The organism is Paraburkholderia ultramafica (assembly GCF_902859915.1).
GTDB lineage: Bacteria > Pseudomonadota > Gammaproteobacteria > Burkholderiales > Burkholderiaceae > Paraburkholderia > Paraburkholderia ultramafica.
In genome coordinates this window covers 61,947-73,245 of record NZ_CADIKK010000035.1, presented here as the reverse complement: position 1 = coordinate 73,245, position 11,299 = coordinate 61,947, and the positions used below count along the sequence as shown (strand labels likewise).

The 11,299-nt window shown below is 59.0% G+C and carries 11 protein-coding genes and 3 pseudogenes; 7 read left to right on the top strand and 7 right to left on the bottom strand.

Annotation, left to right across the window (positions count from 1 at the left end; genetic code table 11):
• Nucleotides 1-118: 118 nt before the first annotated feature.
• Nucleotides 119-1,505, bottom strand: a pseudogene (locus tag HV744_RS29250) (IS30 family transposase).
• Nucleotides 1,506-1,550: 45 nt separating this feature from the next.
• On the opposite strand from HV744_RS29250, the pseudogene HV744_RS29245 reads away from it, so the two are divergent.
• Nucleotides 1,551-1,853, top strand: a pseudogene (locus HV744_RS29245) (IS3 family transposase); the annotation flags it as partial.
• Between the two features lie 270 nt (nucleotides 1,854-2,123).
• Here HV744_RS29245 and HV744_RS29240 read toward each other — a convergent pair.
• Complete coding sequence (locus HV744_RS29240; RefSeq protein ID WP_175152833.1) at nucleotides 2,124-2,321, bottom strand: hypothetical protein; 198 nt, start codon at nucleotides 2,319-2,321, stop codon at nucleotides 2,124-2,126.
• 138 nt (nucleotides 2,322-2,459) lie between these two features.
• Nucleotides 2,460-2,849 carry a hypothetical protein gene (locus HV744_RS38580; RefSeq protein WP_175152832.1) on the bottom strand — a complete coding sequence of 130 codons (390 nt, stop codon included), beginning with the start codon at nucleotides 2,847-2,849 and terminating at the stop codon, nucleotides 2,460-2,462.
• Here HV744_RS38580 and HV744_RS29230 point away from each other — a divergent pair.
• The 3 genes from HV744_RS29230 (at nucleotide 2,848) to HV744_RS29220 (ending at nucleotide 4,857) form a co-directional block, all read left to right on the top strand.
• Nucleotides 2,848-3,537, top strand: coding sequence for a haloacid dehalogenase type II (locus HV744_RS29230; RefSeq protein ID WP_175152831.1), 690 nt, complete (start codon nucleotides 2,848-2,850; stop codon nucleotides 3,535-3,537). The two genes, HV744_RS38580 and HV744_RS29230, sit on opposite strands and share 2 nt — an antisense overlap.
• A 45-nt stretch (nucleotides 3,538-3,582) precedes the next feature.
• Nucleotides 3,583-4,182 carry a TetR/AcrR family transcriptional regulator gene (locus HV744_RS29225; protein ID WP_246279243.1) on the top strand — a complete coding sequence of 200 codons (600 nt, stop codon included), beginning with the start codon at nucleotides 3,583-3,585 and terminating at the stop codon, nucleotides 4,180-4,182.
• A 93-nt stretch (nucleotides 4,183-4,275) separates the two neighbouring features.
• The gene (locus tag HV744_RS29220; protein ID WP_175152830.1) at nucleotides 4,276-4,857 is read left to right on the top strand and encodes a carboxymuconolactone decarboxylase family protein; all 582 of its coding nucleotides are present in this window, start codon (nucleotides 4,276-4,278) and stop codon (nucleotides 4,855-4,857) included.
• Nucleotides 4,858-4,921: 64 nt separating this feature from the next.
• On the opposite strand, the gene HV744_RS29215 is transcribed toward HV744_RS29220, so the two are convergent.
• The 3 genes from HV744_RS29215 to HV744_RS29205 all read right to left on the bottom strand — a co-directional run bounded on the left by HV744_RS29215 (nucleotide 4,922) and on the right by HV744_RS29205 (nucleotide 6,392).
• Nucleotides 4,922-5,581, bottom strand: a complete 660-nt coding sequence (locus HV744_RS29215) for a hypothetical protein (RefSeq protein WP_246279242.1) — start codon at nucleotides 5,579-5,581, stop codon at nucleotides 4,922-4,924.
• Nucleotides 5,582-5,704: 123 nt separating this feature from the next.
• Nucleotides 5,705-5,863 (bottom strand): DUF6789 family protein, encoded by a 159-nt coding sequence (locus HV744_RS29210; RefSeq protein ID WP_175152829.1) that lies wholly within the window; start codon nucleotides 5,861-5,863, stop codon nucleotides 5,705-5,707.
• A gap of 373 nt (nucleotides 5,864-6,236) precedes the next feature.
• A complete protein-coding gene (locus tag HV744_RS29205; protein WP_175152828.1) occupies nucleotides 6,237-6,392 on the bottom strand; it encodes a hypothetical protein in 156 nt (51 codons plus the stop codon).
• 331 nt (nucleotides 6,393-6,723) lie between these two features.
• On the opposite strand from HV744_RS29205, the gene HV744_RS29200 reads away from it, so the two are divergent.
• From HV744_RS29200 to HV744_RS29190, 3 genes and pseudogenes are all read left to right on the top strand, one after another.
• The gene (locus tag HV744_RS29200; RefSeq protein ID WP_217469171.1) at nucleotides 6,724-6,942 is read left to right on the top strand and encodes a TIGR00366 family protein; all 219 of its coding nucleotides are present in this window, start codon (nucleotides 6,724-6,726) and stop codon (nucleotides 6,940-6,942) included.
• 560 nt (nucleotides 6,943-7,502) lie between these two features.
• Nucleotides 7,503-8,264 carry a sulfite exporter TauE/SafE family protein gene (locus HV744_RS29195; RefSeq protein ID WP_175152827.1) on the top strand — a complete coding sequence of 254 codons (762 nt, stop codon included), beginning with the start codon at nucleotides 7,503-7,505 and terminating at the stop codon, nucleotides 8,262-8,264.
• A gap of 49 nt (nucleotides 8,265-8,313) precedes the next feature.
• Nucleotides 8,314-8,781 (top strand): annotated as a pseudogene (locus HV744_RS29190) (IS3 family transposase); the annotation flags it as partial.
• Between the two features lie 41 nt (nucleotides 8,782-8,822).
• Here the strand turns inward: HV744_RS29190 and HV744_RS29185 are convergent.
• Nucleotides 8,823-11,252: a heavy metal translocating P-type ATPase gene (locus HV744_RS29185; RefSeq protein WP_175152826.1), complete on the bottom strand. Its 2,430-nt coding sequence runs from the start codon at nucleotides 11,250-11,252 to the stop codon at nucleotides 8,823-8,825.
• Nucleotides 11,253-11,299 lie beyond the last annotated feature (47 nt).

The following is an 11,299-nucleotide window of genomic DNA, read 5'->3' as shown; positions in this document are numbered from 1 at the left end:
GGCGGCGTTCTTCGCGAAGGACCTCCTGTGAAGTACGCCTGGATTGATTCGCAGAGCCGGCAATATCCGCTGTCGGCGCTGTGCGAGGTCCTGTCGGTCAGTCTGAACGGCGGCGGATTCAACCGGTCGTCGCAACACCGGTTAAGCGCTCATGATAGATGCTCGCTGAACACTTCGGAAGGCGTTTTCCATCCAAGTGTTTTGCGAGGTCGGTTGTTCAGGGCGTACGCGACGGCAGAGAGTTCTTCCGGTCCATATCGAGCGAGATCTGTTCCCTTCGGGAAGTACTGCCGCAGCAATCCATTCGTGTTCTCGTTCGTGCCGCGCTGCCAGGGACTCCGAGGATCACAGAAATAGATCTGAAGCCCTGTGTCGATGCTCAGCTTTGCATGTTGGGCCATTTCCGCACCCTGATCCCACGTCAGGGTTTTACGTAGCTGCTCTGGCAGTGCGTTCATCGACGTAGTAATCGCGTTCCCTACCGCGGCGGCACCGTGTCCGGCCAATGCGGGTCCATTCTTCGTTCTTTGGATTCCGTGGTCCTCCATGCGGGGTAGATGCAGTAACATCGTGAAGCGAGTCGTGCGTTCTACGAGGGTGCCAATCGCAGAACTCCCCAGTCCGATAATTAAATCGCCCTCCCAATGACCGGGTTCGATGCGATGTTCGACTTCCGCTGGACGGGATTTGATCATGACTTCAGGCGTCACAAACTTCTTCCCTTTCGTTCGTGTGCGAGCGCGCGGGACTCGCAATGATCGACCCAGGCGTAGGCACGCACTCATTTCCCGGTTCAGAGCTCCTCGATCTTTAATGTACAGCGCCTGGTAAATCGCCTCGTGCGAGATGCGCATAGACTCATCACCGGGGAAGTCAACCGGCAGCCGTCGGGCGATCTGCTCCGGACTCCACGACATCGCCCAATGTCGGTCCTGGCGCCCGCCATGACGCCGGCCTTTCCAAAGCAATCGAGGGCCGACCCGCCGTCCACCTGGCGTCGCGATCGCGCCAGAGAGTCGGTCCTCGACGTATTGCCTGAGCTTATCGTTAGCCGCTAGCTTCGCGGTCTTCGGACGTCTCGCGCGCCGCTCTGCGTGCCATTGGGCTGTTGTTGCGCGATATTCAACGTAGCCACTACGCGTCGCAGCATTGCGGCTCAGTTCTCGAGAGATAGTCGATGGATGTCGTCCTACACGCCGGGCAATCTCGCGAATGCCATGCCCTTGGACGCGTAAGAGCGCGATTTCCTCCCGTTCCTGAAGGGCGAGAAATCGAGCTGAAAGCGGAGTAAGGCTGATATTGGGCATACCGCCACTTTGCCTGAACCAGCGCGCTCCGACCGCTGAAGACACACCGGCTATGGCTGCCGCTTCCTCGCTTGACAGACCCTGTGCAATTGCTTTCCAGAACCGTTGCAGGTTCTGCTTCTGATTGACGCCAGGGCGCCCGATAGAGCCTACCAACGGCCGGATTCCCCGGCGGCACCGCCCGTGTTTCTTTGCCATTTCACCCTTTCGATTTCGGGGGTGTTGCGACGACCGGTTGAATCCGCCCAATACGCCAGTCACGACTTCCAGCGCAAGCTGGCGGAATACGGCATGCGTTGCTCGATGAGCCGCAAGGGAAATTGCTGGGATAACGCGCCCACGGAGAGCTTCTTCAATAGCCTGAAAAACGAGCGGGTACACGGCACGCGCTACCGGACGCACCAGGAAGCGATGGCGGACTTGTTTGAATACATCGAAGTGTTCTATAACCGCAATCGCCGCCATTCGTCGATCGGCTTTGCATCACCGGTTCAGTTCCTGCAAGACTGGATCAACGCTCAGCAGACGAGGGATGTCGCTGCATAACCAAGGGCCTCTGGAAGGCGAAAAACAGAGGGAACCTCATTCGACGTTGTGGGCTAAATCGTTGGCAACAAAAAGCGCACAACGAGGGATGCCGATTTCTCATGTCGAGGAGAGGGCGACAAAATAGACCGCCCACTCGCGGAACGAGCTAAAAAACGTCGTCGCGCGGGACGATAACCGGTACATGAACGTTTCTTACCTTTCGTTCTCTATGGTTGATGGCTGAGCCAGGCATTCGCCCGTTCCCGACGACCGCGCGTCTGTATCTGTTTAACTCCGTCCTGCAATCAACCACTCCACCGCGCCGGCGGGATAATCCTCCGGCCATCGCCTTGCCAGCAACTCCACCGCCCTCCGCATTGCCGTTTCCGGCATCGCTTCCCACGTCGCTGCCGCGCCATCCGCCGCACCCGCGCCGTCCATCCTCATTGCTTCCAAAATCGACTGCGCGCAAATGAGCCGGTCCATCGCCCGTCGACAGCGTATGAAGCTGGCATCAGAAATCTACAGGCCCCTTGCTGCCACTTCGATGTCGATGGCTGCGCCAACTAGGGTGCAGCCAAGCACGGAAATTTTCAAGGTAGTTGTCGCCTCAACGATTAGATTTCAGGCAGGCTCTCTGTCTTGATTTCGGTGTTGTGGGGCGCTGCCCTGGTTGTCAATTCGATCCGGGTTCAGGTGCACAGTATCGACGCGCTGCCAGTTGCGCGTGTGGCCTTTCCATCGAAGCGGATTGCGTCGCCGGGCGTTCTCATAGAGCTCTGCGCGTCGATCCAGAATGTCCTGATCGAGGTTGCCATGACGCTGCGCCGGCGTCACGAACCGCATCGCGCCGTTTACGTTTCTTCTCGGCAGCCTGTTCGAAGCAAGCAGACTTCGTATGCCGGCGCTATGCTCGTAAGCGGTTTCAGCCGCGCGTTCGCTGGGTCGCGCATCACTCGGAACCGTCACGGTTAGTTTGGATAGCCCAGCACCATTACTCAAGGAGTTGTTCATGAGTGCCGTTGCTACGCGTGGTCGCACGCTCGTTTTTGACGTCAATGAAACGTTGCTCGACATCGAAGTTCTCAATCCCTTCTTCGAACGCGTGTTCGGGGATGCGCGAGTTATGCGTCAATGGTTTGCCGAATTGATTCTCTATTCAGAGGCCCTGACGCTGAGTGGGGAATACACACGGTTTGGTACGCTCGCGGTGGCTGTTTTGCAGATGGTCGCGACGTTTAGGCAGATTGAACTGAAGGATGGCGACCTCGAAGAGTTCAAGTCGACGATGAGCAAACTGCCGCCCCACCGTGAGGTGCCCGAGGCGCTGGAGAAGTTGGCAAATGCCGGATTTCGCATGATGACACTGACCAATTCCGCTGGCGAAGCTGGGAAGGCGTCCCTCGTTCAGGCAAGACTGTATGACTTCTTCGAGCACACCTTCTCCGTGGACGAAGTCGCAAAGTTCAAACCGGCACGAGAGGTCTATGTCCACGTCGCGCGGGCGTTGAACGCGCAACCGTCCGACCTTCGTCTAATAGCTTCGCACACGTGGGACACGCTCGGCGCGCTCGCGGCTGGCTACAGCGCGGCTTTGGTCGCAAGACCCGGTAACGCTCCGCTTGCAGTTGGCGCTCAGCCCGACATCGTCGAGCCTGACTTGCTGCAAACAGCTACGCGCATCATCGAAGTCGACCGCTGAGCTCATAGGGGTAAGTCCCACCTTCTGCGGGACATTTTGGTACACTTGTCCAAAATTGCTGATGAGGAGCGTATGGCGCGCCCGATAGAATTCGACCGTGACGAAGCCGTGAAGCGCGCTACCAGTGCATTCTGGGAGTGCGGGTACGGCTCGATTTCGGCCGGGGAGCTTGTGGAGCGGATGGGGATTGCGAAATCATCCTTCTACAACACGTTCGGTTCGAAAACCGACCTGCTTCGCGAAGCTATTGCAAGCTACACGCGCGACAGAGCTGCGGCGCTGCAGCGTTCAACTCGCCAATCGAACGTTCTGGATGTACTTCGTCATCTGCTGCTCAATGTGGCAAAGCGAAACGACGACGGGAAAGGCTGTCTGCTCGTGAACACTGCAGTCGAGCTGAGCAAACATCATCCGGACATGGCCGAAGTCACTCGCAATGGGTTCAGCGAAATGGCCATGACGTTCGAGGCGCTCATCAAGGCAGGACAGGAGGATGGTTGCATCCGGGCAGACCTGAACGCGAAGCAGCAGGCGCTCATCCTTGTCACCAGTATCTCCGGTCTGCGGGTGATGGCTCAAAGCGGCTTCTTAGCCAAAGAAATGCAGCCTTTCATCGATACGGTGCTCCAGCCCATGGAGTGCTGATTTTTTTTTACCCGTTTTGGACTACAAATACAAAACTGATTTTTTCTGGAAGCGCTCGGCTAGGGCGCTTCCACCTTCCCATAAGGAGCTCGCATGAACGAAACCGCAACGCTCAGCCTTCCTCTGGTTGCCCCTGACACCTCGGACGCTCGCGCGAAAGAAGTGCTCGAAACAGCCCGCAAGCAGGCAGGCTCTATCCCGAACATGTATGCCGCGATGGCAAACTATCCTGCGCTCCTGGATACGTACCTGCACGGATACCGGGTGTTCCGTTCGGAATCGTCCTTGACGTCAGCCGAGCAAGAAGCCGTGTTTCTGGTCATATCGCGCATCAACGAGTGCACGTACTGCGTGGCCGCGCACAGCATGATTGCGACGCACGTGTCGAAGACGCCCGCGCAGGCCGTGGAAGCTATCCGTTCCGACGCGCAAATCGAGGACGCCAAGCTGCGAGCACTCGCAGACTTCACGCGCACAATGGTGGTCTCGCGCGGTAACCCCTCGTCGGACAAACTCGCGGCGTTCCTCGCGGCCGGTTACACCGAAAAGACGGTTCTCGAAATCATCCTGGCGATTTCCGTCAAGACGCTGAGCAATTACACCAATCACCTGTTTCACACGGACGTCGACCACAAGTTCCGTGACTACGCGTGGACGCCGCCTGCGCACAGCTGATAATGAACATGGCCGTCTCACAGCGAGACGGCCGGTGGCGGTCTGTCTTGGGGCGGAGTCTAGACTACGGCCTTGCAATCAACTGGTGATGCGCATCGACGCCGATGTTGCCGCGGGATTGACCGTGCGTCTTTCCGTCAGAGTGGTAGACAAGCAATACCGCATTGTCATGCGTGAGCGGTGCCGGAGCGACCACGGTAATGGCCGCTTTTCCGGACGCGTCGGCCACGAAGTTGTTCGTCTTGCCTGTCCCGTCGAGCGGTGTGAATCCCACGGGCTTCTGGTCGAAGTGGTTCTCGAAGAGGCTGTAGTGGCCGTCTGGCTTCAAGTTGGAAACAGCGAGTGTTATCTTCTCGCGTCCGTCGGGCCTCGGGGTGAAGATGACATCGCCCTTGGCACCTAGCCATTCCCCGAGCGTCATGTGGAGCGGCTTGTTCAACGCGGTGCTAATCGGCAATGAGGCGTCGTCGGCGATGAGGGCGTTGCGAAGGCCGGCGACATGCTTGATAGCCTGAGGTCCGACGGCTCCGGGAGCCGATGGCTCTGCGACGAAAACCTGTGGGTCGAGCGGCACTTTCTGGTGCGTCTGCGCCGAGAAGAATTCCGCGTGCGTCTCGAACGGCAGAACTGAGCTCTGTGCGTGAGCCATCGTGCTCAACGCGCCATACAGTCCAATCCAGGTTGTCGCCACAGCGAGTCGAGCTACCAGTCCTCTTTTCTTCAAGATGCATCTCCGGCTGTTTGGTTGAGGTTCTGAAACGGCTTTGCCGCCGGGTTTGACGCCGGCTGCAAGGATTGCATCTGCGTTGCCGCAGATGGTCTCGGCCGTAGAGTACAGCGTTACGGTTTAAGCCGCGATGAGGCGTGACCCGCGAGCGCCGTATACGAGCCCGAGAACCGCGCCGAACACCAGATGCAACACGAGGGTCATAACCGGCGCGGGCATGCCCAACGCCATGCCGAACAATCCGGCTCCCGCCATCGGCATCATGATAATCATCATCATCAGCAATCACGGCGCGACCGAGAACAAGGCGCCCTTTACCCCGACAGGTCCGGGAAGATTGCGGGCAATCAGCGCGTAGGCAATGCCCCAACCTTATGGGACTACGAACTCGACGAAGAACACTTGCGGAACGCGTGTATCTGCAGGTCGTCATGCTACGGCGGGCACTCGGGATAACCGCAGAGGAGGCTATCAAGCTGCGAGAAGCACTTCGGCTGTCTGGATATCCGACAGCCCCCGACATGCCGGAACACGATGAAGTGGAGGAGTTTTGCGATAGGTTTGACGCACGACTGGTGCATGAGTATAGGTAGCTGAAAAACTCTTCACCATACCCTGCTGCAAGAGGCTATCGACGGACACGGCGCTTTGTCTACCTGCCAGATTGCGTGGCAACTGACATCGCGCCACTGCTGCTTGCGGCAATCAACCACTCCACGGCACCGGCCGGGTATTCTTCCGGCCACTCCTTTGCCAGCAATTCAACCGCCACCCGCATCTCCGCGACGGAATCCACCGCCTCCCGCATTGCCGTCTCCGTCGTCGCTTCCCGCAACGCATCCCTCGTCACTTCCGCATCACCCTCCACCGCCAGCGACCCACGCGCTTCGAACGTAAATGGCTGCAGCTACGCCAGAACGCGTTGCGACGGGGCAAAGTTGTCCACGCGAGTATCAATGCCGATTACATTGAGTTCATTGATTACCCGACTTGTCCGGTGACGCTTGTAGAGCTGACTCACAGCACGGGCGCGGATACTGACTGGTCGGTGGACCGTGTCAACAATGACATCGCGTACGCCGACGGGAACCTCATAGTGATGAGTGTTTGGGCGAACAAGGCGAAAGGAGACAAGAGTTTTGTCGACGTCTTCGACCTGGTGCTCGATGATGAGTCACTGCCCGGCCTCTCGTTTCGGGAACCCGTTCTGGATGTTGCCTCTTCTCGGTATTTTGCGGCTCAAATCCAAGGACCTGATCGGCTATACGGCAATTCAGTTCTTCGTTCACTTTCCCATCGTGATCGCGGTGGCGTCGATCATGCGCTGGCGCAGCGGACCGATATCCTGGCTGATGTGAGTCATGGCTCTGCTCCCATTGAACGACGAGGCGGATTGCCTCGCCCTTCAGCATGAAAACAGAGTCGGTTTCCTCTCCGGGACCACTAACGTTGGCCGGAGCCCCTTACCGCGCGAGCGGTTTCGTCCTGTGAGCGACGAGTCGCCATTTGGCGAAGCGACGGCAAACTGCAACCCGTCGGCGAAGCCAGCTTCATTCTCGTGGCGCTGCGCGCGGCGACTCAGACGTAGATGGTCATAGGTTGAACATGCGGTGATCAGCCAACGCGCAACAGGGGCAGCATGTTCAGTACCGAGTCTGACGACAGCAGCCGGTAACAAATGCAAATAAAAATCGTTCTTAGATATCTTGGGTCCGATGTAGCATATAGCCTTCCGCTTCCCCGTGGGGCTGATTGACCAGCCAGCTGCTAACCAACCCGTATTCAACTTCGAGAGTGGCGCGTTGCATCCGATCCGGCTTGCCCGCTCAGTTGTCTCAGCGGACATCGCAGTCGACGATTCATCGGCTGGGGTTTACAACGCGTAAGCACAGAACTCCGTCAAATGTTGAGTGCCTCCTTGATCAGCGATCCATGGTTTTACCTCTTTAGCATCCCCGCACTCCTGCTGACAAGCATCTCGAAGGGTGGCTTTGGCCTTGGCCTCGGCGTCGTGGCCGTCCCACTGATGGCGCTTCGCCTTCCTGTGCCCGAAGTCGTGGCGCTTCTTTTGCCCATCCTCTGCCTAACTGACCTTGTCGCGTTGTGGCAGTATCGCGGGCAATGGAGTTGGCCGTTGCTGCGCATGGCACTTCCCGCCGCGCTCGTTGGCATAGGGCTCGGTACGCTGGCGATACATCATCTTCCGGAAGCGTGGCTGAGGCTCGGCATCGGTGTGATCTCGGTCGACTTTGCCTGGCGTCGCTGGTCGGAGTCTCGCCGTCCCACACCGGAAAAGGATCATCGTTTGCGCCCGGCGTCGTGCCTATTCTGGGGAGCCACATCTGGCTTTACCAGCTTTATGGCCAACGCGGGCGAACCGGCGCTGGCGATCTATTTGTTGCCGTTCAAATTGAGCAACCGCTGTTTCGCCGGCACCACGGCAGCATTCTTCGCGGCCGTCAATGTGACAAAACTGATGAGTTTTTCCATGCTGGGCTTGTTCACCAGAACGACTTTGCTTACCAGCCTCGTTCTCACTCCTCTTGCGGTTCTTGGCACCTACGCGGGTGTTCTGCTCAACCGCCGTATGAACGTAACGCTTTTCCATGAGCTAACCCACGCAATTCTGCTCGTGATCGGTACGCGACTGATCTATACGAGTCTCAAGGTTATCCTGTAGTTGAGGCCTCTTGTCGCCCCCTTTTTTGACATCCCTGGACGCAGGCGCCGCGGAAGCCGAAGGCTGGCTGTATCTGGCCGTCATTATCGACCTGTTCAGCCAGCAGGTCGTGGGCTGGTCAATGCAGCCGCACATGAAGGCCGAGCTGGTCACCGATGCGCTGCGTATGGCGTGGTTCCGGCGCCGTCCTGAAGCCGGCGTAATCGTTCATAGCGACCGTGGCAGTCAGTATTGCAGCGGACTGTTCCAGGACGCGCTGAAGGCATATGGCATGCGCTCATCGATGAGCCGACGTGGCGATTGCTGGGATAACGCGCCGACCGAAAGTCTATGGGGTTCGCTGAAGGTTGCGCGCCTGCACGGTCGACACTCCCCGACCAGACGTGCGGCAATGGACGAAGTGGTCGATTGGCTCAACTTTTATAACGCGCATCGGCTACACTCGACGCTCAATTACGTCAGCCCCATGACGTTCGAGAAGAACTGGTTCGCTACTCAACAAGGTGCGGCCGCATAGTGCCCTCGGTTATGGGATTCGTGAAACAGGGGCAAGGTCAGTTACCGACGCTTCTTATCCGGCGACCACAGCCGCAACGTCAGCGCGTTACTCACAACGCAGACACTACTGAACGCCATTGCGGCGCCGGCCACTACTGGACTGAGCAGGCCCAGCGCCGCCAGCGGCACGCCAACCACGTTATAGATGAACGCCCAGAACAGGTTCTGCTGAATCTTGCGGTAGGTGCGGCGCGAGATGTCGATGGCGTCCGCGATGAGTGCCGGGTCACCCCGCATCAACGTGATGCCGGCCGCGTGCATCGCGACGTCGGTCCCGGTCGCCATGGCAATGCCCACATCGGCCGCCACAAGTGCGGGCGCATCGTTGATGCCATCGCCAACCATGCCAACTGTTCTCCCGGACGAGCGCAGTTCAGAGACAACCCGGGCCTTGTCTTCGGGCAACACCTCGGCGCGGACTTCCCCGATACCGAGCTTCTCAGCTACCGCACGCGCCGCGCCCTGATTGTCGCCGGTCAGCAGGACCGTCCGGATTTTCATGGAACGCATGTGGTCGATGGCATCCGCCGCCGTGTCCTTGACGGTGTCGCCAAACGCGAGCAGCGCCACAACCTTGCGGGCATCGCCCAACTCGACGAGCCACGAAACCGTCCGTCCTTCAGCTTGCGCAAAATCGCCCTGAGCAAGAACCTCTGTGGGTACATTGATTCGCGCTTCCCGCAGGAAGCGAGCGTTCGCAATGGTGTAGGCCCGGCCATCGACAACCGCCTGAACGCCGCGCCCGGCGATGGCTCGCACCTCACTCGCCTTCGGAGCGGCTATCCCGTCCGCCTGTGCCGCTTGCGTCACCGCGTGTGCCAACGGATGCTCGCTGCCCTGCTGGATGGCTGCCGCGATTGCGAGCGCTTCATCGCGCACCACGCCGAAGGTGCGGAATTCGACGAGGGTCGGCTTGCCGACGGTCAGCGTGCCGGTCTTGTCGAACGCGACCGTATTGATTCGATGCGCGACTTCGAGGGCTTCGGCGTCCTTGATGAGAATGCCGTGTCGCGCCGCAACTCCGGTGCCGGCCATGATAGCGGTCGGTGTCGCCAGTCCCAGCGCGCACGGACAGGCGATGACCAGCACGGCTACCGCATTGAGAATGGCGGTTTCTACGTGACCTGAGTAAAGCATCCAGCCAACGAGCGTCAAGAATGCAATTCCCAAAATCGTAGGCACAAATACGGCGCTCACCTTGTCCACCAACCGTTGAACCGGTGCTTTCTCAGCCTGAGCGGACTCAACGAGCCGGATGATTCTGGACAGCGTCGTCTCAGCGCCGACGGCCGTCGTCTCGACAACAAGCAGTCCGTCAACGTTGATGGACCCACCAGTCACTCTATCGCCCGGTTGCATGGCGACGGGCAAGCTCTCACCCGTAATGAGTGACTCGTCCACGGAGCTGGCGCCTTCCACTATCGTGCCGTCCACCGGAACGCGCTCACCCGGGCGGACGACGACCTGCGTGCCGACCCGTACAGCGGAAAGGGGTACTTCCTGCTCAGTACCATCGATGCGGACTCGCGCTCTGTCAGGCCGCAACGCGTTCAATGCGCGGATAGCCTCCGTAGTCTGGCGCTTTGCCTTGGCCTCGAGCCATTTCCCGAACAGCACGAGCGTGATGACAACAGCCGACGCTTCGAAATACAGATGGCCCATGTCGCCCGGATGGGCGATGACTTCATAGACGCTCAAGCCGTACGCGGCCGACGTCCCGAGAGCGACCAGCAAATCCATGTTGCCCGCCTTGGCGAGCACCGCTTTGTACGCCGATTTGTAGAAACGCATGCCGAACCCAAATTGCACGACGGTCGCCAGCGCAAACGAAAGCCAGATGGGGAGCATGACGTGCCCGCCCAACCATTGCGCTACCATCGGAACGAGGAGCGGAACGCTAAAAATGGCTGCACCGGTGACCCTGAACGCCGCAAAGTCACGCTTCGGCGGCTGCTCAACGTCCGATTCCGGAATGGTCGCGTCGTACCCCGCCTTCTGTACGGTACTCACGAGAACGTCCGGGGAGACACCTGCAAGGGCTTTTATCGTTGCCTGTTCCGTCGCCAGGTTCACGCTGGCCGACGACACGCCGGCAACCTTGTTCAGTGCCTTTTCAACGCGCGCGACGCACGATGCACAGGTCATGCCGTTGATGCGCAGCACTATCTCCTGTTCCGGCACCTCATAGCCCGCCGAACGGACGGCGTCCGCGACGGCAGCCTGCGCCTGCAGAGAGTCAGCTTCGATAGACGCTTTCTCGGTCGCAAGATTCACGGAGGTACGCGTCACACCGGGCACGCGCGCAATCGCTTTTTCCACCCGCGCGACGCACGATGCGCACGTCATGCCCTCAATGGGCAGTTCGAAGGTGATGGTCGAGGTGGGAGTGGCGGCAACCACCGCGTGGGGATTCAGAAGTTGGGTAGCCATAATTCTGTTTGAAAGGCCGCACCAGTGGGCGGTGCGGCCGTCGAGGA

Excerpts from the sequence above, each read along its gene's own strand:
- HV744_RS29240 (WP_175152833.1), bottom strand. The coding sequence starts at position 2,321 with ATGGACCGGCTCATTTGCGCGCAGTCGATTTTGGAAGCAATGAGGATG.
- HV744_RS29230 (WP_175152831.1), top strand. The coding sequence starts at position 2,848 with ATGAGTGCCGTTGCTACGCGTGGTCGCACGCTCGTTTTTGACGTCAAT.
- HV744_RS38580 (WP_175152832.1), bottom strand. The coding sequence starts at position 2,849 with ATGAACAACTCCTTGAGTAATGGTGCTGGGCTATCCAAACTAACCGTG.
- HV744_RS29220 (WP_175152830.1), top strand. The coding sequence starts at position 4,276 with ATGAACGAAACCGCAACGCTCAGCCTTCCTCTGGTTGCCCCTGACACC.
- HV744_RS29210 (WP_175152829.1), bottom strand. The coding sequence starts at position 5,863 with ATGATGATGATTATCATGATGCCGATGGCGGGAGCCGGATTGTTCGGC.
- HV744_RS29205 (WP_175152828.1), bottom strand. The coding sequence starts at position 6,392 with ATGCGGGAGGCGGTGGATTCCGTCGCGGAGATGCGGGTGGCGGTTGAA.
- HV744_RS29185 (WP_175152826.1), bottom strand. The coding sequence starts at position 11,252 with ATGGCTACCCAACTTCTGAATCCCCACGCGGTGGTTGCCGCCACTCCC.